Below are 24,128 nucleotides of genomic sequence, written 5' to 3'. Positions count from 1 at the left end.
GGAAAAGGCAGGTTTCCGCAATCAGACGAAGGGCAGGATCAGGCCCACGAAAATCAGCAGGCTACCCGCGGAAATGTTCATACGTCTGAGCGCCCTGGGCGAGGTCATGATCTTGCGCACCGCACCGACGGACGCGCCGAGGATCAGGTTGCCGACCAGCGGGATCACAGCGGAAATCGTACAGATCGCGGCGATGTCGGGGACCGTCAGAACCGAGAGATCGAAGAACCCTGGCAGAAAGCCCATGTAGAACAGGATCGCTTTCGGGTTGCCGAGGATACAGATCAGCCCCGCAACGAACCCGGCCCACATGCCGGGGCGCGTCAGACGGCTGTCAGCGGCGATTTGCTTGTCGGCGTGGCGGATCAGCAAAGCCCCCATCCCGATGAACATCACCACAGCGATCCAACGCATGACGATGAGAAAACTCGCGAATTCGGAGATGATCCAACTCACGCCCAGAATGGCCAGAAGCGACCAGAGGAAATCGCCAATCACCACGCCAAGTGCGAGGGGCCAAGCGGCATGGAACCCGCCCGAAAGCGAGCGCGCGAGCATGGCGAGCCAGACGGGACCGGGGGTCAGGAAGAGGATCAAAAGCGCAAAGGCATAAAGCCCGAGATCGCCGGGGGTGATGGTCATTCGGGGTCTTTCTCAGGATCAGGCAGCGTCAGATTCCCGTTCGCCTCAAGCGGCCAAAAGGGATTGTAAGCCAGTTCCCAGACATGCCCGTCAGGGTCGGCATAATAGCCGGAATATCCGCCCCAGAACACCTTTTCAGGGCGTTTCAATACGGTTGCGCCCGCCGCCTCGGCCCGCGCGAAAGCGTCGTCAACCTCCGCTTCCGACGGAAAATTCTGAGCCAGTGTCATCGCCCCTGTGCCAAGCGGCACACCAGGGCGGGCCTGATCCTCGGCCAGAGCTTCCCGCCCGAAAAGGCCAAGCGCAAACCCGTTCGCCTGATAGACGGTCATCTCATCTTGTGAGCGCGGATGCATCTCCCAGCCCAGAGCCGCATAAAAGGCACGGGCGCGCGCCATATCGTCCACACCAAGAGTGATCAGCGTCACACGTTGCGGCGTCATCCGGGTATCCTTTCGTCAATCAGGGAAAGACCCGCGTCTTCCCGCACTTCGATCTGCATCGCGCGCGTGCCGAGTTCGGCGAACAATTCGGGGCCCGTCCCGGTCATAAAGGCCTGTGCCCCCAAGGCGCAAATCTCGTCATAAAGCGCGGCGCGCCGGGAGGCATCGAGATGGGCCGCGACCTCGTCCAGCAAAAAGATCGGCGCAGCTCCGAAGTCTTCCGCCAATGCGCGGCCATTTGCAAGGATGAGCGAGATCAGAAGCGCCTTTTGCTCTCCGGTCGAGCACTGATCTGCTGGTACACCTTTGGCCGTGTAAATCGCCCCCAAGTCGGCGCGGTGTGGACCGATCAACGTGCGACCTGCTGCCAGATCGCGCGGGCGACCCTCTCGAAATGCCGAGAGAAGCGCCTCCTGTTCCGCCGGCAAGTCCATATCGTCGGAGGCTTTCAGGCTTAGCTCTGCGGCGGGAAACGCGGTTTCCGCACCCTCCTGTGCCTCCGCCAATCGCGTCAGCGTCGCAATCCGATGCGCCATGATCGCCGCACCATGTTCGGCCATCTGTGCCTCGAGCGCGCCATACCAATGGGCATCCCGCACCATATCCTTGAGCAGGCGGTTGCGCTCCCGCATCGCCTTTTCATAGGCCAAAACCGCCTCGGCATGACGCGGCTCAAAGGACATCACCATGCGATCCAGAAACCGCCGCCGCCCTTCGGCCCCTTCGATCCAAAGCCGGTCCATCGCCGGAATGAGCCAAACCACCCGCGCGATCCGCCCAAGCGCCACCTGCGCCGCCGCCTTACCGTCGATCTTCACATTGCGCGAATTGCCCGGTTCGGCCCAGGTTTCAACCTCGTGAAACTGGTGCAGGGAGTGTAGATCGGCACGGATCTTCCAACCGAAACCTTCGGGTTTGCGCGCGATCTCATCGGGACTGGCGCGCCGCAGCCCCCGCCCCGGAGACAACAAAGACACCGCTTCGAGAATATTCGTCTTGCCCGCGCCATTCGGCCCCCAAATGGCGACAGGCCGCCCGTCCAGTTCGAGACGCGCGGCCTTGTGGGAGCGGAAATGCGACAGGCTTAGCTCTTCTATGAACAGGCCGCCCATCGCGCCTCACTCGTTTCCTTTGCTGGAAAAATACTCACACGCGCATCGGCATGACGACGTAGACGGCGGAGGTGTCATTGCCTTCGCGCATCAGGGTCGGATCGCCCGAGGAATTGAACAGGAAGACGGCGTTTTCGCGATCCACCTGAGAGGCAATCTCCAACAGGTATTTCGCGTTGAACCCGATCTCCAGACGTTCGTCATTATAGGCGACGGCCAGCTCTTCCTCGGCGGCACCGCTGTCGGGCGCGTTGACGGAAAGCGTCAGCTTGTCGTCTTCCAGCGTCAGCTTCACCGCACGCGAGCGTTCGGAAGACACGGTGGCCACACGATCCACGGCCTTGGCGAATTCGGCGGCGTCCACTTCGAGCTTGCGAGTGTTGCCGACCGGGATCACGCGGGAGTAGTCCGGGAAAGTGCCGTCGATGACTTTCGAGGTGAGGGTGATCTCGGGGGTCGCAAAGCGCACTTTCGCCTCGGACACGGAGACAGCGATCGTCATGTCGTCATCGTCGAGAAGCTTGCGCAGCTCACCCACGGTTTTGCGCGGCACGATCACGCCGGGCATATCGGCGGCCTCGGGCGGCAGGGTCGCGTCGATGCGGGCGAGACGGTGACCGTCGGTCGCGACACAGCGCAGCGCACGGCCGTTCTCGCTGTCGGCGACATGCATGTAGACACCGTTCAGGTAATAGCGGGTTTCCTCGGTCGAAATGGCGAATTTCGACTTGTCGAAGAGACGGCGGAGCACCGGCGCGGGGACGGCGAAATTGCTGTCGTATTCAGCGGAGGCCATCACAGGGAAGTCCTCTTTCGGAAGCGTCGCGAGCGAGAAGTTCGACCGCCCGGCCTCAACCGTCAGACGGCCCGTCGTGCTGTCGTCGGTGAGCTGAACCATGGCGCCGTCCGGCAGCTTGCGCACGATCTCATGCAGCGTCACGGCGGAGACCGTGGTGGCGCCTGCGCGTTCGACCATGGCGGCGCATTTGTCCACCACCTCGATGTCGAGATCGGTGGCGCGGAAGGACACGGTGTCGCCCTCGGCCTCGATCAGAACATTGGCGAGGATCGGGATCGTGTTGCGGCGCTCGACCACGGATTGCGCCTGACCGACCGCTTTCAAAAGCGTGCCGCGTTCGATGCTGATTTTCATACCACCCTCGCGTGTTTCAAAGCCCGGGGCGATGAAGGTAAACGATCCATCGCCGGGTGCAATAGTTTGTTTGCCCAGACTGTGTTGCGTCCGGTTCGGAAGGTCAAGAGACGCAGACACCGCCGGAGACGATTGTCACGGCGGTGCAGCGCATTTGACTCAGGTTGGGCCTTACGCCTCGAGCGTGCGGCGCAGCATTTCCAGATCGTCGGCGATCTGGCTGTCTGTGGCCTTGAGCTCCTCGATCCGGCGCACCCCGTGCATGACGGTGGTGTGGTCTCGACCGCCGAAGCGACGCCCGATCTCCGGCAGGGACCGCGTGGTCATGTGTTTCGCCAGATACATGGCGACCTGACGCGGGCGGGCGATGGATCGCACCCGTTTCGGTCCGATCATATCGGAGAGACGAATGGCGTAATGTTCGGAGACCTTGCGCTGGATCTCCTCGACCGTAACCTTGCGCTCGGAGGCCTTGAGGATGTCGGACAGACATTCCTGCGTCAGGTCCAGCGTGATTTCGCGCCCCACGAGCGAGGCGAAGGCGAAGAGACGCATCAAGGCCCCTTCGAGCACCCGCACGTTGGTCGAAATGCGATGCGCGAGGAATTCCAGCACCCCGTCGGCGAATTTCAGATCGGGATATTGCGCACGATAGCCTTCGGCCTTGGTCTGCAAAATACCGAGACGCAATTCGTAATCGGTCGGGTGCAGATCGACGACGAGACCGCATTGCAGACGCGATTTGATCCGGTCCTCAAGGCCCTGAATCTCGCCCGGCGCGCGGTCGGCGGAGATGATGATCTGCTTGTTCTGATCCACGAGGGCGTTGAACGTATGGAAAAACTCTTCCTGCGTGCTGTCCTTGCCGGCAATGAATTGCACGTCATCGACCATGAGCACATCGACAGACCGGAAGATCTGTTTGAAGTCGATCATCTGACGATCGCGCAGCGCCTGAACGAAGCGGTACATGAACTGTTCGGCAGAGAGATAAAGCACACGCAACTTCGGATCGCGCACCCGGATCTCATGGGCGATGGCGTGCATCAGGTGGGTCTTCCCGAGGCCGACACCGCCATAGAGAAACAGCGGATTGAAGGTCACCGGACCGCCCTCGGCCACACGGCGCGCGGCGGCATGGGCCAGTTCGTTCGGCTTGCCGACGACGAAATTGTCGAAGGTAAAGCGCGGATCGAGCGGCGCGCCGGGCAGATCGGCGGCAGGCGTCTCCTGAACCGTCACCGGAGTCGGCTCATGCGCAACGGGCGCGGTGTCGACAGGCGTGACAGTCTGGCTCTGATGCGGCTCAACCTTGAACTCGACGCGGGACGCAGGCGCGTTCGCCGCCTTGAGATGGGTCAGGATGGTATCGGCGAAATTGCGGGACACCCAGTTTGCCATGAAACTCGTCGGCACGGAAAATACGGCAACCCCGTTGTCGACTTTCCTCAGTTCCAGCGGCTCGATCCAGTTCGCGTAATTGCTGCGCCCCACAGACTCAAGAAGTTGTTCCTTAACACGTCCCCACGTATCGTTTTTCATTTTCTCTTTTCGACCCATTATCGTTTTTATCTATGCCGGTTTTGATCCGGCATGGGGAATTGCGGTTGCCCGCAACGCCCACGGCTCTTGCGCCTCGGGTCGTCTTGTCGCCACGCAGGCCGAAATACGGTCGACCCCGCGACACCCTCACAAAGTCGCGGTTGCGGCCGACCCGGCCAGAATGGTGATGTGCCGAACGCCTCATGTACCCTTCAACCTGTGGGAACCTCACACCCCACGGAGACAGGCACATTGGCGGCGACACGGGTTATATGGACAGACCGGAAAGCCCCGTGCAAAGGCACAGAACTCTTCGGACAACCGTTTCCCGGATACCCCTATCCGAAAATGGTTTCAAAACCATGCGCGTTGGCAAAGGAAACGTGTCGGAAAGAATGTTCTTCTCTCCGGCAAACACCTATCGCTCTTCCGCGACACGATCCTGAATGTCCCCCCAAGACGACGTGAATCGCATGGGCAAGCTAGCAACCCCTTCGACGGAGTCGCAATCGAACTTCGCGCTTGACTCTGTCTTTACCGAAACCGAATCCAAAAAGCTCAATAAGCGCTGAGAAAGCCGTGGCGCATATGCCTCAGATTGCGTCTCTTCGAGAAAGATTTGAGCGAGGCGATTGTCACTCTCGGGTGAGTCTTGCTAGGCGCCGCCGCCGCGAAAGATTCGCTGCGGAGCCGCATCGCAACCGCCCCCGGATGGCCTCGCCAAAACGCAAAAAACGCGCCCAAAGGGCGCGTTTTCACATCAATTCTTCGCAAATATCAGCCGAGCGCTTTGACGCGCGAAGACAGGCGGGACATTTTGCGGGACGCGGTGTTCTTGTGAACCACGCCTTTGGTGACGCCACGCATCAGCTCCGGCTGAGCAGCCTGCAGAGCGGCTTTGGCAGCGGCCTGATCGCCGGAAGCGATGGCTTCCTCGACTTTGCGCAGGTAGGTGCGGATGCGGGAACGACGGGCTTTGTTGACGTCGGTGCGACGGACGGCCTGACGGGCGCGTTTTTTGGACTGGGGCGAATTCGCCATGGGATTTTCCTCTTCGAGGTCGTGTTACAATGTCGATTGCGCAAACGGACCCCGAACCCCTTTGAGAAGGGCGGTCAATCATAGCCTAAAGCGGGCTCCACGCGCATGTAAGGCGTCCCTTTAGTCGAGAATCGCCGAAAAGGAAAGCCCGTTTTCACCGAAACCTGTCGACTTACTTGTCCCGGAACTGCGGCGCGCGCTTTTCCATGAAGGCGGCCATACCCTCTTTCTGGTCTTCCGTGGCAAAAAGACCCTGGAAGCTGGTGCGTTCGAACCGCACACCTTCGGCGAGGGTCATTTCATAAGAACGGTTCACCGCCTCCTTCGCGGCCGCCACGGAGATCGCGCTTTTCTCAGCGATCTTGTCCGCCACAGCGAGTGCTTCCTCGACCAGTTTCTTGGCAGGCACGACGCGGGAAACGAGACCGGAGCGCTCCGCCTCTTCGGCCTCCATGAAGCGTCCGGTCAGGATCATCTCCATCGCTTTCGACTTGCCCACGAAGCGCGTCAGACGCTGCGTGCCGCCGATGCCCGGAATGATGCCAAGATTGATCTCCGGCTGGCCGAATTTCGCGTTATCAGCCGCAAGGATGAAATCGCACATCATCGCCAACTCGCAGCCCCCGCCCAGCGCATAACCCGCCACAGCGGCAATCACCGGCTTGCGCGTTGCCACGATCCGGTCGGCATCTTCGGCGAAGAGACGTTCGGAAGCCATATCGGCATAGCTCTTTTCCGACATCTCCTTGATGTCGGCGCCTGCCGCAAAAGCCTTTTCCGAGCCGGTGATGACGATGGCACGCACTTTCGGATCGAGATCGGCCTTGCCCAGCGCATCGGCCAGTTCGCAGAGCAATTCGGAATTGAGCGCATTGAGCGCCTCAGGTCGGTTCAGACGGATCAGTTCGACACTATCCTTGATCTCGATAAGAAGCGTTTTATAGGCCATTGCGCCCTCCGGTTTCTGGTCCTTCCGGGCAGTCCTAACATCTGACCCGAACGGATCAAGTCATCTTTGACAGGTCGGGCAAAAGAAGCTGGAACGCCCGGATTGGGTGATCCTCTTTATACGCGCCGCACACTCCGGCGTCACACAGGGTTCACCTTCGCGTCCGTAAACACGGAAATTATGCTGGAAATATCCCAGCTCTCCATCGGCCTGTCGGAAGTCCTTGAGCGACGATCCCCCGGCCTCGATGGCCTCCAAAAGCACCTCCCTGATGATCGGGACGAGTGAGGCAATGCGCGCTTCGGAAATCTTTGACGCCTTGCGCCCCGGATGGATGCCTGCGCGGAACAGCACTTCGCAGACATAGATATTGCCCAGCCCCGCGACGATATGCTGATCTAAAAGCGCTGATTTGATCGGGGTGTTCTTGCCTTTGAGCGCGGCAATCAGGTGCTCCTCGCTGAACGCATTGCCCAAAGGCTCCGGCCCGAGTTTGGCAAGAAGAGGATGCGTCTCCTCCGTCCCCGTGGCCATCAGGTCCATCGCCCCGAAACGCCGCGGATCGTTGAAGGTCACGCGCGCGCCGTTTTCCATATGAAACACCACATGGTCATGCTTTTCCTTTGCCGGATGGTCATGCACGAATTGCCCAAGCGGATCGCCCGAAACCGTCATTCTCCCGGACATGCCCAGGTGAATGAGCAGGGTTTCCGACGTATCCAGATCGGCCAAGATGTATTTCGACCGCCTGCGCAGCCGCTCAACCCTCGCACCCATGAGCCGCTCCGCCATCCGCTCCGGGAAGGGCCAGCGCAGATCGGGCCGGTTCACATCGGCCTGTGTGATCCGCACCCCCGCCATTGAGGGTTCCAGCCCGCGACGAACCGTCTCGACCTCTGGCAATTCCGGCATTTTGGCCCCTTTGCTTTGCGACATGCGATTGTCACGCCCGATGTGAGCCCTATAAGAAGGGTGAGTTTCGAGAAAGGTTCAAGAGCGATGAGCGAGAACGGCAAAACCACCCATTTCGGTTTCAAGGATGTGGCCGAGGATCAGAAAGCCGGGATGGTGCATGGGGTGTTCACCTCCGTCGCGTCGAAATACGACATCATGAACGATGTGATGTCGATGGGCATTCACCGGGTCTGGAAAGACGCGATGATGGATTGGCTGGCGCCGCGCCCGGATCAGCACCTTCTCGATGTGGCAGGTGGCACGGGCGACATTTCGTTTCGCTTCCTGAAACGCGCGCCGGGGGCGACCTCCGTCGTTCTGGACATGACCGAGTCGATGCTGGTGGAAGGTCGCAAACGCGCCGAGGCCGAACAGATGGCCGAGAGCCTGCAATGGGTCACGGGCGACGCAATGAAACTGCCGTTCGAGGACAATCAGTTCGACGTTTACACGATCTCCTTCGGCATCCGGAACGTGACCCGCATCCCAGATGCGCTCTCCGAGGCCTACCGTGTTCTGAAACCCGGCGGACGTCTCATGGTGCTTGAATTCTCGCAACTGCCGAACCCGATGATGCAGAAGGCTTACGATCTCTATTCCTTCAACGTCATCCCCCGCATGGGGCAGATGATCGCCGGGGATCGGGACAGCTATCAATATCTGGTAGAAAGCATCCGCAAATTCCCGGATCAGGATACATTTGCGCAGATGATTAAAACCGCTGGTTTTTCCAATGTAAAGTATCGTAATTTGACTATGGGCATCGCGGCATTGCATTCCGGGTGGAAAATCTGATGCGCGGACCTCACAATCTCTGGCGGCTTATCCGCACCGGTGCAACCATGGAGCGTACCGGTGCGATGACCCAGGCGATGGACGCGCTCGACGCCCCCCGCGCCTTTCGCATACTGGCCCGCACCGTCGTCTGGCCCTTCCGCTGGCTCGGCTATAAGGGCGATCCGAACCTGCCGCCGCTGACGCGCGCGATTACCGCCTTGGGGCCGGCCTATATCAAATTCGGACAGATTCTCTCGACCCGCCCCGATGTGGTCGGTGCCGATCTCGCCAAGCAGTTGCAGGTGCTTCAGGACCGGATGCCGCCCTTCCCGCGCGATGCGGCGATCAAGACGGTGGAGGCCGAACTTCAGGCGCCGATCTCCGAGCTGTTTTCCGAATTCTCCGAACCGGTCGCGGCCGCTTCCATCGCTCAGGTCCACAAGGCCGTGCGTGCCGACACCGGCCAGGCGGTTGCCGTCAAGGTGCTGCGTCCCGGCATCGAGAAGGCGTTTCGCACCGATATTGACGCCTTTTATTTCCTCGCCTCCCTGATCGAGAAGCTCTCTCCCGCTTCGCGCCGCCTCCGTCCGACCGATGTCATCGCGCATTTCGAAGGCGTCGTTCATGGTGAGCTGGACCTACGTCTGGAAAGCGCCTCAGCCTCAGAATATGCCGCGAATACGGCGGGCGATGAAGGCTTCAACGTCCCGGCCATCGACTGGGCCCTGTCCTCGAAACGGGTCATGACGCTGGAATGGGTCGAGGGCATCGCCGCCTCCGACATCGACGAGATCATCGCCGCCGGTCACGATGTGACGGTTCTCGGTCCCCGCGTCCTGCAAATGTTCCTGACCCATGCTTTGCGTGACGGATTCTTTCATGCCGACATGCATCACGGCAATCTCAAGATCGCGCCGAACGGCGACATCATTGCGCTGGATTTCGGCATCATGGGGATGCTCGACGAGTATACACGACGTGTTTATGCCGAGATTTTGTATGGATTTATCAAACAAGACTACAAACGTGTCGCCGAGGTGCATTTCGAGGCGGGCTATGTTCCCGCTGATCGCGACATGGATGAATTCGCCCGTGCGCTGCGGGCCGTCGGCGATCCGATCTTCGGCATGGACGCGACGCGCATCTCCATGGCACGGCTGTTGTCCTACCTGTTCGAGGTGACCGAACGCTTCGGGATGCAGACACGGACCGAACTGATCCTGTTGCAGCGCACCATGGTGGTGGTTGAAGGCGTCTCGCGCTCTCTCGATCCGCATATCAACATCTGGGAAGTCTCCAAGCCGGTGGTCGAAGAGTACATCAAGGCCAACATTGGCCCCAAGGCCCTGGCCCGCGATCTTTGGCACACGGCCAGGGTACTGTCGCGCTTCGGACCTCGCCTGCCGCAACTGGCAGAGGCACTTTTGATCGCTCAAAGCAAGGAATCTGTCGCCCCCGTTGCCCAGAGCAACCGCTGGCAGGTTCTCTGGCTGATCGTCGGCGGTATCGTCTCCGCCGGGATCGGCGCCGCGGTCATGCTCGTTCTGGGTTAAGCTCGGCTTCTGCGGCCACCTCATAGATCGCCTCGCCCCGCGCCGCCTTCCACGCGCAATAGGCCGCCATGCGCCAGCGGTAAAAGGGGGCGAGTTGACGGTAACGTGCAATGGTGTCGGCCTCAGGATAGGCAGCAAGCGCGGTCTCCTGTTCCGCTTTCGCAAAAATACCCCGTCCATAGACATGATGCATGGCCGGGGACAGAGCGATGGCCAGATCCGCTGTCGCATCGCCGCGGGCCGGGCATTGCCAGTCGATGAACCGGAGCCGACCGTCGTGGATCAGGACATTGGCAGGCACGGGGTCGCCATGGAGGAACACCTCTCTGCCGCCCGGAACGGGAGAAGGGGCAGGTTCCGTTGCGATCAGATGACGCACCAGAGGGGTATCGAGCCCCCGCAGAAAAGAACGGCCTTGCTCAAGAAGCGCCACGGGACACACGTCGATCTGGCGCAGCTCCAGGGGAGGCGTCAGTTGATGCAAACGGCCCAACGCGCGGATCGTGCGATGATCCGTATTGCCGGAAAGCGCACCCTCGACATAGTCGTAGATCAGACCGACTTCCCCCTGCAACTCGAACTCCGCCACGAAGTCCGGCCCAAGCCCCTGCCCCGCCAAAGCGATCAACGCCTGACGTTCCGCCTGCGGATCGTTCGGGAACAGGCGGTTGGAGCGGCTGGCGTCGAACAGTTTGACCACCCAGTCACAGGTGGCCCCACGTACCCGCCAACTGCGGTTTGTCCGACCTCCGGGCAAGCGCAGCCAGCACACCGGCGCAGTGACGCGTTGCGCCACGAGATCCCGAAGCCCCTTCGGGGGAAGATCTGCGGCACAGGACATTACGGGCGCTCCGGGGTTGTGGACCGTTCGAGTCTAGCGAGGGAGCGTCACGCTCTCAAGCGGATCACGACGGATCGCGCAAGGCGGTTACATCGTCGGAACCGATTTCATTGCCACCGGCCAGAACCAGAACGACATCGCCATCGTCGGAGCGGGCCTCCACGATGCGGGAATACCCCTCGACCATTGTGGTGGAGAGATAATCGCCGTTGTGGTAATTCTCGATCTCGAAAGAGTAGAGTCCGGCCTCGAATGCGTCGCCATTTCCATCGTGCCCGGACCACTCGAAGGCATGGTCTGTCGGGACCATGGTGAGCTTTTGGACCACCGCCCCATCGGCATCGCGCACGATCAAGACGCCGGTATCCGCCGCGGTCGCAAATTCGCCCGTCAGCGTGACCGGCGAAGCGCCATCGAAATAGGCCGCGGCCTCACTCCGGGCGTCCATGCCGACCCAGCCGGACAATTCCGAAAAGCCCATGAGACCGAGCTGCGCCGAAAGACCTTCCAGCAGATCGTTTGTGATGACGGATTGCTCGACCTGCGAGAAGGTGGCGAGCTGCACCGCGTAATCGCTCGATTCGATCGGGTTGAGCGGATCCTGATTCTGCATCTGGACCGTAAGCATCTTGAGAAACGTGTCGAAATCCGAACTCAGCGCAGACCCGGCCTCGCTGCTGGAACTCGAACTGCTTGCTCCGGTCGTGCCCGTCGTCGCGGCGGTGATCGTGTTTACCATCTTGCGCTCCTGTCAAAGCCTGAGATCCATGCCTGACTCATTCCCAAGCGACAGGCGCACGGGGGGAGCGGACGGCATGGGATCGGTCATGTCGGATGTGGTGGAAGAACCGGCCGGAGGAGCAAAAACATCAGAACCGCCTTGTTGTGCCCCCTGATCGAAATTCTGAAAGGTGAACCCGCTGTCGGCATAGCCGAGATCGCGGAATTCGGTGATCAGGCTTTCGACATTGCGCCGCATCAGATCGAGCGTGTCGGCCCGTTCGGCGGCAATCACCAACTGCATCGCGCCGTTCTCGGAGAGATGAAAAGACAGCCTCACCTTGCCGAGTTCCTGCGGAGACAACGTGATTTCGACCGGACGATCCGGCAATTGCCGGGCGACATCGGCAATCTGCGACGCCAGACGAGTCGGAAATTCGACCCGGTTCATGGCACTTGTCGCGGAACTCTGCTCCCGCATGGCGTCCGCTTCCGAGGACATATGGGACATCGGACCCAGTTCCTCGATCGAAAGCCCTTGATCACGATCCGGGCCGGAAGACATCAGGGCCTCTGCGGAGATCAAGGAGATTCCCGGCGCTGCGGAGCTTTGCTGCGGCCGGGCGGTGGAAGTCGCCAACGCGTCGGTCGTTTCACGATGCACCTTCGGTGCGATAATGTCTTCCCTGTCCCCCAGAGAGGCCGCGCCCGACATCTCTGTGGCTGGCGTTTGCGGAGCCTGTTTCCTTTCGCTGGAAACAGAGGTGACGGTCGTATTCGCAAGGAGGCCCGAGGCCTGTTGCTGTGGGCTCAGGTCGCTATGCCCTCCCGGAGCAAGGGGATTCGCCCGCCCAGCAGGCCGCGTTTCAGCGGGCAGACCATCGGACACCGCCGGGAACTGACCAAGCGACAGGGCAGTAGCGTCCAAAGAATTTACGGAGGATTTTACGGAAGTGGTGGAGGCCTGCGCATCAGGCTGTGACATGTCAACCTTGGCTTTCCGCGATGTCAGATCGACCGCCTCAGCCAGCGGCGATGTCGCATCCGCGCCGTTCGACCTCCCGTTCGGAGCGACAGAAAAGAGGCGTGAGACACCGACGTCTTGCATCTTCGATGGAAGATCGAGACGCGCCACCGATGCGGTGTCATCTTCTGCCTCCTGCAACTGAGATGCATGCATGTGCGTCGCCACGCCCATCATGGTCGTGACTTGCTCCTGCAACAGGACAACCCTTTGATCGTCCTTCAGATTATCCTTTACAATCTCCTTCGCATCCGTCGCAGATTGTTCGGCGGTCAATGAATTTTCGGCTTCCCTCACAGCATCGGAAAAGCCGCTCCGATCCCCCGCCCCCAGCTCACGCGTCATCGCTGTCAGGCGTTCGTCGGGGGAGAGGATCTTTTGATCCGTGTTCGTCTCGGAATGGCCAAGGCTCACTCCGCCGGGCACATCATCCGCCTCAATGGAAAGCTCTGTCGTGTGCCCTGCATCCTCTTTCGCCTGTCCCTTGAGCGGCGTGGCTTCGGAAGGAACGCCCATGTTCAAGAGTACTTCCGGCGGAATTTGAAAGGTCTCAGGTGAGACGTCTTCGGGTGTCTCCCCTTGGGATGCATCGGCATCGGTCGAAGACATATCGGCTGTGCCATCACCGGTGAGTAGCGCCTTTGCTTCAGGATCGCCATTTGCGACGAGAATCTGCTGAATGGCCGTCTGAGTGGCAAATCCGTTCCGTGAGGCTCCGACACCGGGCGCCACAACGGACGCTGTGTCCAGTGCGCCTTCACCTGGGTGCATGACGGCATTCCCCTGATCGGCGGCATCGCCCGAAACGGAGGCATCTTCCGAAACGGATATGTGAGGTGCGGAGCCCCCTTCGGTTTCAGCCTTGCCCACATCCAGGACTTTCAGGTCTTTGGCCGGAACCCCATCGCCCGGCAGACCCCGGGTCGGTCCCGATTGTCCACGAAGATAGCTCGCGAATGTATCGCCTTGCGTTGCGTTGCGTGCAGTCGTCTTCGAAGGCAGCTTGTCCAAAGCCATGCCTTTGTCACCGGTATCCGGTGACGTCTCACCTGAGACCTTTCCGAAGGTACTGGTTTTTCCGAAAGCATTGGCTTTTTCGGATCGCCCGGCCTCTGGGCTGGCCGCGGCTTTAACAAAGTCAAAGGTCTGAAACTGCATTTCTTGCATCCGGGATTTCTTTCGCCGTGATGCCACTATCTGCGCAGAGAGTTACCGGTTCTTTACCAGATTGCGGTTACGAGTCGAAAAATGCTTCGAATTGGAGTGATCCCTCATGGCCGTCTCCGCTGTCCCATCCTCAGCCCACCCACCCCTTCCGCAGGCGTCGCAGGAGGAAAAGCTGCGTGACGTGTCGCAACAGCTTGAGGCGACGTTTCTGGCGGAAATGCTCAAGAGCGCAGGCTTCGGGAAGACACCGGACGCCTTCGGAGGAGGATCGGGGGAGGATCAATTCTCGTCCTTTCTGGTTCAGGCACAGGCAGAAAAAATGGTCGAGGCCGGGGGAATCGGTCTCGCCGAACAGATTTTCACCGCATTGAAGGACACATCCGATGGCATTTCTTGATGCATTCCGCCCGGCAAGCGCGCTTGCCGATCTGCTCGACAAGGAAAAGGCCGCGATTCTTAAAGGTGACTTCGCCACCCTTGAGACGCTTTCGAAATCGAAGGAATCGCTTCTGTCCCTCGTCGCGAAATCGAAAACGCCCGTCGTGGTGCTCCAGGATCTGAAAAAGCGCAGCGAGCACAACAAGCGCCTCCTTATGGCCTCCGCCAAAGGCCTGCGCACGGCGCGCGAACGCATCCTGTCCCTGCGCCATCAGTCACGGGGGTTCACAGCCTACGGCCCGGCGGGGAAAGCGACCGAGATCGAACGCAAGTCGTTAACCATGAAGAGAAAAGCCTGAGGCTTTGTCCAATTTTTGCCTCAAATTAAAAGCATCAATCGGAGCCAGCTTAGGAAACTTTTAGCCTTTAAGCTCCAAAGATCAGAGTGCATCCCGAGGGGGTGGCACGGTCGACCGGAAGCGGTCATCCGTAATCAGTCAGAATGACGATCCTGAAACCGCCCGTGGGGGCGGATCTCGAAACTCGTGTGGCGCAAAACGCGTCCCAAGATCAAAGGAAATTATGCTATGGCGACTTTCCAGGCACCGCCGTGGTGACCGCCGCCCTGAATAACCTTCTTCTTCTTGATGATAATCGGAGCGTTACCCTTTCCGCTCATACCACCACCTCATATTCACCCGGCCTGAGGAGTAACAGAGAGGGATGAACACGGGCTTAACCCCTAAAATTAAGGGGATTCTTTTTAAGCTTCCGAGATCTGGAGAAATGGCGCGCCACGCCCTGTCTGCGTCAGGAAATTTGTGTCATTGGACCATAAGAATACCGATCTCAACGGCTCGTAAAACGAATCATCCGCAACCAATTGAGATAGCATCGTAATTTCCAACATCTTTCGCGTTTGGAGCAATTCCACACCAATTTGGAGCAATTGCAAACGCCGCCTCGAGCGCCCTCGCCGCCGGTGAAACGGAAAAAGGCCCGCGCAAAGCGCGAGCCCGATCAGATGGTGTTGGAGGCTGGTTAATGGCGCGTATGGCCGGTTCCGGCTCTCTAAGCTCAGCTTCGAGGCAATCTAGGAACGCAGATGGCGATGCCTCCGCCAATGCACGCAAATGCCCCCGGATGGAAAGCCAACGTTCTTCATCTGCACCTTGCATTAGGGACCGAACGACTTCCCCAGCACGGTATGCAAGATCAACTTCCAACCTGTCACCGCAGATTTCTGCACCATGAACGGATAGAATGCACAACGCGTCGCCGAGACCGGAAAGCAGGGCTCCCGAAAAACTTCGCGCGTGCCCCAAAACATTGGCCATGTACCACTGATCTTGAGGTAGGTCTAAGGCGGGGTCTCTATCGCCTAGCAATTCCGGCAAGAGTTGAAAGAAGCGGTCCAAATCGTCTCTACTTATGTAATGCCTTACGGCAAAAAGCGCGTCGATTTGTGATACAACGACATTCACATACCCATAGCGCGCAATTGGTGCGTCGTTCAGAGCGAGCAGTTCGTCTCGAACTGTTTCTACTTCACCATCCCGAAAATCACCTAATAGCTGTAGAATTGTGCTATCATCCAGGTTCTCGCGCTCGCCCCAAGAGCCTACCAATGCAAACGGGAGAACACTTTTTGCTGCTGCACGATCTCTGACCCAACTTGGCCGCCGAACTTCAGGATCGCCTGAGAGCTGACGCCGCAATACGGGAACAGAATGGCCGACCTTGATAGAGAGGTTATCCGCGTCATCGCGCGACAGCCCCATGCTCTCAAGTTCAGCGCGAAAGGTTTCTGAGGGCACGTGCGACAGCAGCAACGCCTCCCTGACGTCTAAACGCCCCTTGGGATAGGCACGGACAATAGTCAAATTCCGTCGATCACCAAAGTCCAACTCCTCCCCATCTTCGACAAACGTCAGATTCAGAGGGCGCTCGAGCTGCTTGAGATGAAGCGTAACGGCTGGCCCGCCATGACGGACGAAGGGGGACCTGTACCGGGCGTGCCCGAGAATATCCGCTACCCCTGCACCTCAAGCGCCTGTGTGCGCCAGCTTTGGGTTTCGGGGTAGTACTCTATTGTTCCGTGGAAATCGCCCCGGATCATCGCGCCGAAGCCGTTCTGTGCATCGAATGAGCCCACGACCTGAAAAATGCAGTTGCCCAAGTATCCTGTCCCGGTCTCATACCGACCCGGAAATTTTGCCGTCGATGGTGCGCGCAGCTGATTTTTGACGTCCGACTGTATCATGACATAGGCTAAGCTGACGCTCGCCTTGGAACAGGCATCAAAGCGCTGAGCCTCAGCTTCTGCGGCACGGTGCTCCACCTCCTGCGCATAGGCGTCCGGGTCAATCTCTTTCAGCGCTGCAAGCCAGCGCTCCGCGTCGATTGCACGCAGCTCTGTCAGGTAGGTCGCCGGGTCAGTTTCACGCAGTTCCGCAAGATGGGCCTCAAGCTCCTGGTCGAAAACGACAGCGCCAGACATCACGAAAAAACCGGACAACAACACGAACAGCAGGGCTTTGCCCCGCCTCCGAAAATGCGGGAAGCCCTTGCCCGTGATCAGCGTGAACATCGCGATTAAAAACAGCGCCGTCGCGACGAGCGTCTGGGCGCTGGCGTTCGCCTTTTGCAGGAGGTGCAGGGCGTAGCCCAGAAGGGCAAGTTCAATCAGAACGACTTGGAAGCGAACATAACGGCGCAAGATCGACGGCTTCGCGTCTGGTGATGGCTCAGTCTTATGGCTTTTGGGGTTCATAATGGCTCCTCTACTAACGAAATCGGCCACCAGAGTTTCCTCTGGCAGCCGGGGAGTTAGTAAGCCGCCAAGAGACGACCGCGCTGGCCTTTAGGCCGGAGCCCTGGACATACGCCAGTGCCTCCCCGACCATAGGGTTCGAGGAGGTGTCATTCCGGCCGACACCGGCCGCTCTTGGAGGGGTTACTACGCCCCGGGATCGGCTCTTTTTGCCAATCCTGAGCATAGCCTAGCGGGAAGCCTGAAAAATCGAAAGCGCAAACGTCACCCTGCCGACTTGCGGAAGGTGCTGAAACTGATGCTAAATTCGTGGGTGACTAGGAAAGATGTCATTGGACCATAAGAGCGCAAATTTCGACGGGCCTCAAAACGAATCATCCGCAACCAATTGAGATATCATCATAATTTTCACCATCTTTCGCGTTTGGAGCAATTCCATACTAATTTGGAGCAATTGCAAACGCCGCCTCTGGCGCCCTCGCCGCCGGTGAAACGAAAAAAGGCCCGCGCAAAGCACGAGCCCGATCAGTTGGTAATGGGGGTTGGTCAGGCGCTGATCGCAGCCCGTCGCTTCTCCCATATCTCGAAGATCTTCTGCGGAGAGAATAGCGCCTCATAGCTATCGATCGAGAAGGGTGAATAGCCATCCCGCAGGCCCGTTCTCCGCGTGAAGGCGAGACAGAAATGCTGTGGAGCTGGTTCGCTTGCCTTCTGATCCAGCGCGATGACAAATGCGTCGATCAGTAGCTCGATGACGAGACCCCACCGATTGGCACAGGCGCAGGCAAGCCGCTCGTAGAAGTCCCGCGTATTGAGAACGTCAAACGTTAGCCCGGCCTTATCCGCATAGGCATGACAAAGGCTGACCATTTCCGCCAGATCAGCGGGCCGATGTAGCGCTACCTCGGGAAAAGAAATAGGCCGCATCAGATAGGCCAACTGTTCCTCACTGGTTATATGCTGAACGAGGCTGTCGACCCCGGACAGGATCAGCATGAGCGGCCATTCCGGTTGCTTCAAAAGGGATTTGAAGCTGTCGAGTATCATCGCCCGCGCCTCTCCAGTCACGCGGGGAAAGATATGCTGACATTCGTCGTAATGGATGCCGATCACACCCTGTTCTCGGGCCTGGATGACGACGCGCTCCCAGACTTCCCGCTGTGTAAGTCGTCCGATGGCGGGGTAATTCAGCCCCTGATCCAAAGTGTGGATCCCGAGATCCTTCCACGAGAGCAGGCCTTTCAAGACAACCGATACAAAGCGCGCGGGTCGGCCATCCGGCATGATCGTGGAGCCATCGTTCAAGGCGTCGATCTGGCGCCGGATTTCGGTCGACTTGCCCGTGCGGGACGGGCCCGTGACCAGCAAACCACGCGCCTCAAAGGGGCGACGCAGGGAGGCTTTGGCGTAGTAATCCGTGACCATCCAGACCATGTCCTCCCTCAATCGATCCGCCCTCGGGAAGCTGTAATGCGCGGCCTTGAGTGTCGAAATGTTGTCAGCCGCCGATAGGTTGATGAAACTCATGACAGTTTCCCCTTCGTATTTGGCTTCGGCAGGGCTTTTGTGGTGTTTGGCACCTCATTCGGGGCAACCGAACCGTCCAGAGGTGGCTTGAACCCTGCGCCGACCTTCCGAACGCCGGCGGTCGCGTGTTCATCCGCGATACTGCTCGGATCCATGGTGCCAGGCAGGGCGCTGTAAGGACGGGAATGTTGGCCTGCCGTGACGATTTCAGCCTTCTTCTGGGCCTCTGCGATAGTCATATAGCTGCGGGCAAGCTTATGCTCGACCGCGATGAAATGAAGCTGATCGAACCGCGCGCGCCGTACCCGTGCAAGCCGCGCCTCGAACTCCTCCGTCTCTTCGGGGTCTTCTGCCCGCGTTGCCTCCGCGATCGCGAGGAATTCGGGGATCGTCATATCGGACATGGCGGTCCATGTGAGATAGCCCAAAATGGGATCAGGGTGGCCCTCGATCAGGATGGTGACATGGTTGGTGCAATCGGGGTCCGAGAAAACGGAGACTTTGCCGTGGACGTGATCGCGGACAGCCTGCAGTTCGGGAGAGTTATAGGGCAGCCCGAAAGCTTTGACGCCCTCGTCACTGATAGTCGCTTTGCTCTTCCAGCCGAGGTGAATGCGGCGATCATGCGGGCAGATTTCTGCAAAGGCACCATAGAATTGGTTCGTCAGCTGCAGCTGCTTGATCGGGCGTTGCCCAAGCATCGTTGTACCGTAATGTCGCTGATAGGGATATTGATCGACCAGATAGCGCGTGATCAGGCCATAGAGCTCCTGACAATCCAGCACACCGTTCTTGATCGGATCATAGCCGGGCAAAGCCCCTGCCTTTCGGCCAGTATAGCCGTGAATGAGGTTGATCAGGATGCTTTCCAGAGACCCGAACATCCGTTCTAGAAACGGTTTGTCGATGCCATGATAGCTGCGGGCGTCAACGCTCTGCCCGAGTACGCCTACGGTAGCCGCTTTCACAGAAGCATTGCGCAGGCCGGAGCCGTTATCCCCAACGATAGAACCGATACCGACGGCGGGCATGGGATCGCTCTCGCAGCCAGCCTCCTCCACGCCGTTGCCAAGTGACACGCCGTTTATCGAAAAATCACGGCACAGCGCGCGCATCCGCGACAATCCATTCCTGCCCGAAATACGGGAGCATAAAGACGTCGCGGTTTGGAGACCACGCAAGCGCTTCAAGTGCCCAGAGCAATTCTGTGCGAAGGCAATCTTGCGAGATGCCTGCATCCCGGGAGCCTCTTCCAGCCATGTTTCGATATCCACCGCGTCCCAAGCATGGACCTCTGCCCAGTCCCTGCTTGCGCGGCGCTCAGTCAGCCATTCCTCTTTACTAGCCCAACGTCTTGGAGTCACAAAGACAAATGCTGTATCCTTCCGGATTTCGGCATCGAATTCTTTGACCCTCTTATCATAAATCGGCGTTAGCCTTTGTGGAGGGAGATTGATCGCAGCCCATTTCCCATAGCGACTTTCCAGCCGGCACCCACGGGGTTGAGATCTCACTCACTGCCTCACCATCAACGCCGTGGAGGGCGATTGCATCATTGCCGGGAAAGCGAAGCGACTTCAGACCCCGAGTGGTTTCACGGATCAGGCGACGAACAAGTACAGGCAGCAGGGAACGCGCTTCAATGCGATCTGCCCATTACCGAATATGCGTTTCCGTTATCATGTTCTTATCCCCGCAATCCACTTTCTCAATTTGGGTGTGCAGATAGATTACTCAAGCACCCGTGTGAGATTCTGGGAATCACGAGAACAGTCCGATTCACATAGGCATTTTCGCAAGAGCAAAAGCCATCGCCGACAGTCCGCGCAGTGCTCCTTCACCCGAGAGGTGATCCCCCACTCTAAGCCCAACAGTTCAATTATGTCGCATAATGCCTGAGGCTTCTAGGTACGACGAATGGCAGGTTTGGCGGGCTGCGCTGCGTCATAGCGACAATTGGGGAATGGCGGCAAAGGGCCGTTAGTTGCATGTGTTACTTTGGGCGCTTTCGGCCCAATGCTGTCAATCGTTTTAGGTGCAGCTAATGACCGGTTCTGGCTGGCCAATCCAGAAACCAAAATCCGCAAAGTTGAAATCAGAGATTACGCATAAAGCTGGCGGACAACTCCTTTGACAAACGCCACGGCCGAGCTTGGTTAATTGCTAAGCATTATTATCACCTAGGTCGTGCCCATGAATTTGGGAGCGGATCAAGGGGACCTTTAACATTCAATCGTCAATTGGAAGTAGCAATGCTTTCGATAATTCGGTCAAACCGCTCGTGCCAATATCGCTCTCCATAGGCTTGACTTCCTTTTAATGCTTGGTGCCAATCCAAGAGATTACTCCCAAAATCCTTGCCCAGAAGAGCAACAAGAGAGGCCCGCGCCTTTTGTTGCTGTATGGCTTTGGTCTCCTCTGGGAGTGGTGTCACAAGCCATCGAGGGTTGATCTGATAGCCGCAAAGCTGGACCATCCATTTTTGTGGCTCAGTCAGTTTCATGGATTGAAGTGTCTTATTTAACTGCTCAGGTGTTCCGCGCATCATCCCCCCCCTGCATCACGATAGTAATCAATGTAAAAGTTCTGACCTTTGGGTGGCCAGTTTCCGGTACTTTTATAGTAATCGAATGCGGATTTGTGTGCCGCGAAATACTCTTTCGTCTCCCTTAGATCGCTCGGCGAGATTTTGATCCCCTGTGCGTCCAAAGATCGCAAAACTCTGCGCTGAGCCGCGCCTTCGACGATGAACTCCTCTCGTACATAGGCGACTGAAAGTTGAGGATGGCTAAAGTGCAGATTGGTGAATGCGTCATCGGACAGATTACTCAATCTACGGAGGAGATTGAATATCTTTGCGTGCTGAAGCTCATGACCAGCTGTTATCAATTTCCCTGCTTGTCCGAGCACATTAACTTGCTCACCCGACAAAGCCAAGATGCGTTGCCCATTCTCTATCGTAAAGTAACTGGATCCTGTTGGCTCATATCTCACTACGTCGACGTAGAGCCTATAGTCCGCAATCCCCAAATGAGAGGCCGCTTCCTCCAGTAACTTTTCAGCGTCCAGGTCTCCAGCCACACGTCGAGCGCTTGCGTATCCTGCATGCGCTCGGCGCATGTTGGCCGTAAGTACGCTCTGCTTCGCAGTATTCATCCTGAGACGCAGGCGGGGTAAGCTTTCCCAATGTGGAACGACGAGGCGACCTACGCCTTTGATATTCACTGCAATCCTCCCAGAAGGGAGCGAAGCATAATGTAAAATTAATTCGCCGAAACGCGCGCCCTTGATGCCGACGATGGCGGTGCGGGCCGACGCCAAAGTGCGTTTGGACACCTCGGCAATGAAATCGAGCTGCCGCGCGGCTTGCCCCACACGCCCAGCCTGCACGGCTTTGCCTGCATAACCCAGAACGCCCGCGCCGCCCAAGCTCAGCCCCAGCATCGCAAAGGACCAGTAGCGATTGAACGAGGCCTGATCATTTTGATCAAGCACACCGAACGTGTTCATCATGGCATAGGTGGCATCGCCCAGCCAGCCGGTGCTGTGGGCGGCTTCATTCGGCGTGTGCCACATGTCGATGCCCTGAGTGATTGCCTCAAAGCCTGCGAGGGACAAAGCGCCACCCGCAACCGTTCCCCACCCCAGCGTTCCCGCCGTCAGCGCCACGCCGCCGATAAATTCCGCCGCGCCAAAGACGATATTCATCCCGCCCCAAGCTATGCGGGCACTCCAGTTGTCGGAAAATTCTTCGTCTGCGCTCGCCCCCGGAATGCCGGATCGCGCCATCCAGTCGCCCATCACCGCGTTCAGCCAATCCGCGCCCTCGGCATTGGTCGGCATCCGGTTGATGTGATCCTCGTCATCGCCAAGGAAGAAGTTGTTTACATCAATGTTTCGGTTGATGCGGGTGCTGAGGTAAATCGTGCCATTCGCAATATGCCAGTGTCGCATGACCGGGTGAACAGACCCATCGTGAACTTATTGCCGTCCTCCAGCCGCACCAGCCAAGGCGCAACCTCGCTTAGTTCCTCTGCCGTTTCCCCTTTGAACAAGCAGCGATACTCAAGACCGGACGTCGCCAGCATCTCTGGCAAGTTCTCGACCTTTCCCGCATCCAGAATGGCAAAGCACTGCGAGGCGCCATCCTGTCCACCAAAGACAGCCGGGCGCAAAACATCCGGGACGGAACGCTTCGGATCGACCCCAAATTGCTTATCCAACGGCTCGACCTTCGAAATATCCTCGATCTGAAGGACCAGAGGACGGTCTGCCCGTTGCACAGCAACACTCTCAATATCCAGCCAAAAATCTTCGCTCACGTCGGCCTTACATAACAATACCTAAAACATGGCGGGGACTATGCATCGCGGTCGCTATCGGCGCAAGAAGCCAACTATAAACATCATAGTAAAAAACTTGCGTAAGGCGTGCAGCTTCGGCGTCTGGTGGATCGGATTTAGGACGCCTTTGTCTGACTCGGAAGGCTGGCCCTCCATTCTTTGGTGAGCATCGACTAGGTTCAGCAAGATCGCAACGGAATAGCTACGGACTTACAACAACGATCGCTCCAATATAAGAAACAACGGCATCGTACCTGCTTAAAAATAATAATGATCGTGTGAATGCTACGATCAATCCCCTGCAAAAGAGATCGGATTACCACATCAGCGATTTCTGAACCTTCCGTCATCTGGATCCTGAGGTATGCTATCGATCAACTTTATTATAGGCGGCTTAGGCATGAATCACCTTGCGAAAAGGTATTCACGCACCACGAAATCGGCTCAACATTTCGCAAAACCGACATTCAAGCATTACGCAGCGAACGGCAACTTTCCGCCGATTCTGTTGAAAAACTGATGTTTGCGAGCGCAGAATTTGCGGTTCCCGAATGGGCGTGAGCGCCTTTCTTTTCAGGCTTTTCGCGGTTGCTGCGGCGCAGGAAAGATCTTGGCCAGTTTACGGAGGTTTTGGGCGGTTGCGGCGAGGAGGAATTCGTCATTTGCGCCGCAGGGTCCACGTAACCTGAGCCGGTTCAGGCCAAGAATTCGTTTGAGATGCGCGAAGAGCATCTCGACCTTCTTTCGGAGCTTCATCGAGATATCGTATTGGTGGGTTTTGGCGATATCACGGGCAACTTGGCGGGCGTCTTCGTGTTCTTCGCGGGTGATTTTGCGGGCTTCTGCATTCGGGCAGCAAGTTGGTTTCGATGGACAGGTTTGGCAAACCTCCTTCAAAGCTCGATAGCGGGCTGTGCCTTTGCCGGTCGGACCTCGGTTCGGGTCGGAGTAGTTTCGCCGGAACTGCTTCAGTTCGTGACCTTCGGGGCAGATATACTGATCATTCTCCGCGTCCCATTCGAACTCCGCGCGTGACCAAGTGCCGTCGCTGCGCCCCGCCTTGTCGATGACGGGAATATGCGGCGCAATCTCACGCTCAACCAGCCAACCCAGCATTGGGCCTGATCCATAAGCTGTGTCTGCGATCAAACGCTCGGGGTGCAGATCGAACCGGTCTTTGACACGGGTA

General features: G+C 58.1%; 23 protein-coding genes and 1 pseudogene. 4 read left to right on the top strand and 20 right to left on the bottom strand.

What is annotated here, in order from left to right; genetic code table 11:
• Window positions 1–21: 21 nt before the first annotated feature.
• The 8 genes from NH195_RS03320 to mutM all read right to left on the bottom strand — a co-directional run bounded on the left by NH195_RS03320 (window position 22) and on the right by mutM (window position 7,794).
• Entirely contained in the window at window positions 22–642 is a 621-nt protein-coding gene (locus tag NH195_RS03320) for a LysE family translocator (protein WP_066703081.1), read from the bottom strand.
• Window positions 639–1,085: a VOC family protein gene (locus tag NH195_RS03315; RefSeq protein WP_066703078.1), complete on the bottom strand. Its 447-nt coding sequence runs from the start codon at window positions 1,083–1,085 to the stop codon at window positions 639–641. Before NH195_RS03315 ends, NH195_RS03320 begins: the two co-directional genes overlap by 4 nt.
• On the bottom strand, window positions 1,082–2,197 hold the full coding sequence (gene recF / locus NH195_RS03310; protein WP_066703076.1) for a DNA replication/repair protein RecF: 1,116 nt from the start codon (window positions 2,195–2,197) through the stop codon (window positions 1,082–1,084). Before recF ends, NH195_RS03315 begins: the two co-directional genes overlap by 4 nt.
• Before the next feature lie 34 nt (window positions 2,198–2,231).
• The gene (gene dnaN / locus NH195_RS03305) at window positions 2,232–3,350 is read right to left on the bottom strand and encodes a DNA polymerase III subunit beta (RefSeq protein ID WP_066703074.1); all 1,119 of its coding nucleotides are present in this window, start codon (window positions 3,348–3,350) and stop codon (window positions 2,232–2,234) included.
• Between the two features lie 171 nt (window positions 3,351–3,521).
• Window positions 3,522–4,892, bottom strand: a complete 1,371-nt coding sequence (gene dnaA / locus NH195_RS03300; protein ID WP_066703071.1) for a chromosomal replication initiator protein DnaA — start codon at window positions 4,890–4,892, stop codon at window positions 3,522–3,524.
• A 777-nt stretch (window positions 4,893–5,669) separates the two neighbouring features.
• Entirely contained in the window at window positions 5,670–5,933 is a 264-nt protein-coding gene (gene rpsT / locus NH195_RS03295; protein WP_066703068.1) for a 30S ribosomal protein S20, read from the bottom strand.
• Between the two features lie 172 nt (window positions 5,934–6,105).
• On the bottom strand, window positions 6,106–6,882 hold the full coding sequence (locus tag NH195_RS03290; protein ID WP_066703066.1) for an enoyl-CoA hydratase: 777 nt from the start codon (window positions 6,880–6,882) through the stop codon (window positions 6,106–6,108).
• A 60-nt stretch (window positions 6,883–6,942) separates the two neighbouring features.
• The gene (mutM, locus tag NH195_RS03285) at window positions 6,943–7,794 is read right to left on the bottom strand and encodes a bifunctional DNA-formamidopyrimidine glycosylase/DNA-(apurinic or apyrimidinic site) lyase (RefSeq protein ID WP_066703187.1); all 852 of its coding nucleotides are present in this window, start codon (window positions 7,792–7,794) and stop codon (window positions 6,943–6,945) included.
• Between the two features lie 87 nt (window positions 7,795–7,881).
• On the opposite strand from mutM, the gene ubiE reads away from it, so the two are divergent.
• Together ubiE and ubiB are read left to right on the top strand one after the other, a co-directional pair.
• On the top strand, window positions 7,882–8,631 hold the full coding sequence (ubiE, locus tag NH195_RS03280) for a bifunctional demethylmenaquinone methyltransferase/2-methoxy-6-polyprenyl-1,4-benzoquinol methylase UbiE (protein WP_066703064.1): 750 nt from the start codon (window positions 7,882–7,884) through the stop codon (window positions 8,629–8,631).
• Window positions 8,631–10,166 carry a 2-polyprenylphenol 6-hydroxylase gene (gene ubiB, locus NH195_RS03275; protein WP_066703063.1) on the top strand — a complete coding sequence of 512 codons (1,536 nt, stop codon included), beginning with the start codon at window positions 8,631–8,633 and terminating at the stop codon, window positions 10,164–10,166. Before ubiE ends, ubiB begins: the two co-directional genes overlap by 1 nt.
• On the opposite strand, the gene NH195_RS03270 is transcribed toward ubiB, so the two are convergent.
• The 3 genes from NH195_RS03270 to NH195_RS03260 form a co-directional block, all read right to left on the bottom strand.
• Window positions 10,147–11,007 (bottom strand): phosphotransferase, encoded by an 861-nt coding sequence (locus NH195_RS03270; protein ID WP_066703061.1) that lies wholly within the window; start codon window positions 11,005–11,007, stop codon window positions 10,147–10,149. The two genes, ubiB and NH195_RS03270, sit on opposite strands and share 20 nt — an antisense overlap.
• Before the next feature lie 64 nt (window positions 11,008–11,071).
• Window positions 11,072–11,746 (bottom strand): flagellar hook capping FlgD N-terminal domain-containing protein, encoded by a 675-nt coding sequence (locus NH195_RS03265; protein WP_066703060.1) that lies wholly within the window; start codon window positions 11,744–11,746, stop codon window positions 11,072–11,074.
• Window positions 11,747–11,758: 12 nt separating this feature from the next.
• Window positions 11,759–13,918, bottom strand: a complete 2,160-nt coding sequence (locus NH195_RS03260) for a flagellar hook-length control protein FliK (RefSeq protein ID WP_066703059.1) — start codon at window positions 13,916–13,918, stop codon at window positions 11,759–11,761.
• Between the two features lie 106 nt (window positions 13,919–14,024).
• Between NH195_RS03260 and NH195_RS03255 the strand changes: the two genes are divergently transcribed.
• Together NH195_RS03255 and NH195_RS03250 are read left to right on the top strand one after the other, a co-directional pair.
• A complete protein-coding gene (locus NH195_RS03255) occupies window positions 14,025–14,315 on the top strand; it encodes a rod-binding protein (RefSeq protein WP_066703050.1) in 291 nt (96 codons plus the stop codon).
• Window positions 14,302–14,655 (top strand): hypothetical protein, encoded by a 354-nt coding sequence (locus NH195_RS03250; protein WP_066703046.1) that lies wholly within the window; start codon window positions 14,302–14,304, stop codon window positions 14,653–14,655. The genes NH195_RS03255 and NH195_RS03250 overlap by 14 nt, the downstream gene beginning before the upstream one ends.
• A 224-nt stretch (window positions 14,656–14,879) precedes the next feature.
• Here NH195_RS03250 and NH195_RS21640 read toward each other — a convergent pair.
• The 9 genes and pseudogenes from NH195_RS21640 to NH195_RS03210 all read right to left on the bottom strand — a co-directional run.
• Window positions 14,880–14,975: pseudogene (locus tag NH195_RS21640) on the bottom strand (chemotaxis protein MotB); the annotation flags it as partial.
• A 190-nt stretch (window positions 14,976–15,165) separates the two neighbouring features.
• The gene (locus NH195_RS20745; protein WP_238379683.1) at window positions 15,166–16,203 is read right to left on the bottom strand and encodes a hypothetical protein; all 1,038 of its coding nucleotides are present in this window, start codon (window positions 16,201–16,203) and stop codon (window positions 15,166–15,168) included.
• A gap of 125 nt (window positions 16,204–16,328) precedes the next feature.
• Window positions 16,329–17,069 carry a hypothetical protein gene (locus NH195_RS03245; RefSeq protein WP_066703043.1) on the bottom strand — a complete coding sequence of 247 codons (741 nt, stop codon included), beginning with the start codon at window positions 17,067–17,069 and terminating at the stop codon, window positions 16,329–16,331.
• Between the two features lie 546 nt (window positions 17,070–17,615).
• On the bottom strand, window positions 17,616–18,596 hold the full coding sequence (locus tag NH195_RS03235; protein ID WP_066703037.1) for an ATP-binding protein: 981 nt from the start codon (window positions 18,594–18,596) through the stop codon (window positions 17,616–17,618).
• Window positions 18,593–19,870 (bottom strand): hypothetical protein, encoded by a 1,278-nt coding sequence (locus NH195_RS03230; protein WP_155846064.1) that lies wholly within the window; start codon window positions 19,868–19,870, stop codon window positions 18,593–18,595. Before NH195_RS03230 ends, NH195_RS03235 begins: the two co-directional genes overlap by 4 nt.
• 962 nt (window positions 19,871–20,832) lie before the next feature.
• On the bottom strand, window positions 20,833–21,099 hold the full coding sequence (locus tag NH195_RS03225) for a hypothetical protein (protein ID WP_155846063.1): 267 nt from the start codon (window positions 21,097–21,099) through the stop codon (window positions 20,833–20,835).
• 41 nt (window positions 21,100–21,140) lie between these two features.
• Window positions 21,141–22,550: a hypothetical protein gene (locus tag NH195_RS03220; RefSeq protein ID WP_155846062.1), complete on the bottom strand. Its 1,410-nt coding sequence runs from the start codon at window positions 22,548–22,550 to the stop codon at window positions 21,141–21,143.
• Window positions 22,481–22,918: a DUF4123 domain-containing protein gene (locus NH195_RS03215; protein ID WP_066703027.1), complete on the bottom strand. Its 438-nt coding sequence runs from the start codon at window positions 22,916–22,918 to the stop codon at window positions 22,481–22,483. Before NH195_RS03215 ends, NH195_RS03220 begins: the two co-directional genes overlap by 70 nt.
• A 594-nt stretch (window positions 22,919–23,512) precedes the next feature.
• On the bottom strand, window positions 23,513–24,128 hold a 616-nt coding region (locus NH195_RS03210), incomplete at its 5' end, for a transposase (RefSeq protein WP_155846031.1).

The organism is Celeribacter ethanolicus (genome assembly GCF_001550095.1).
GTDB lineage: Bacteria > Pseudomonadota > Alphaproteobacteria > Rhodobacterales > Rhodobacteraceae > Celeribacter > Celeribacter ethanolicus.
The sequence above is the reverse complement of the archived record's forward strand: the minus strand, read 5'-3'. Positions and strand labels throughout refer to the sequence as shown.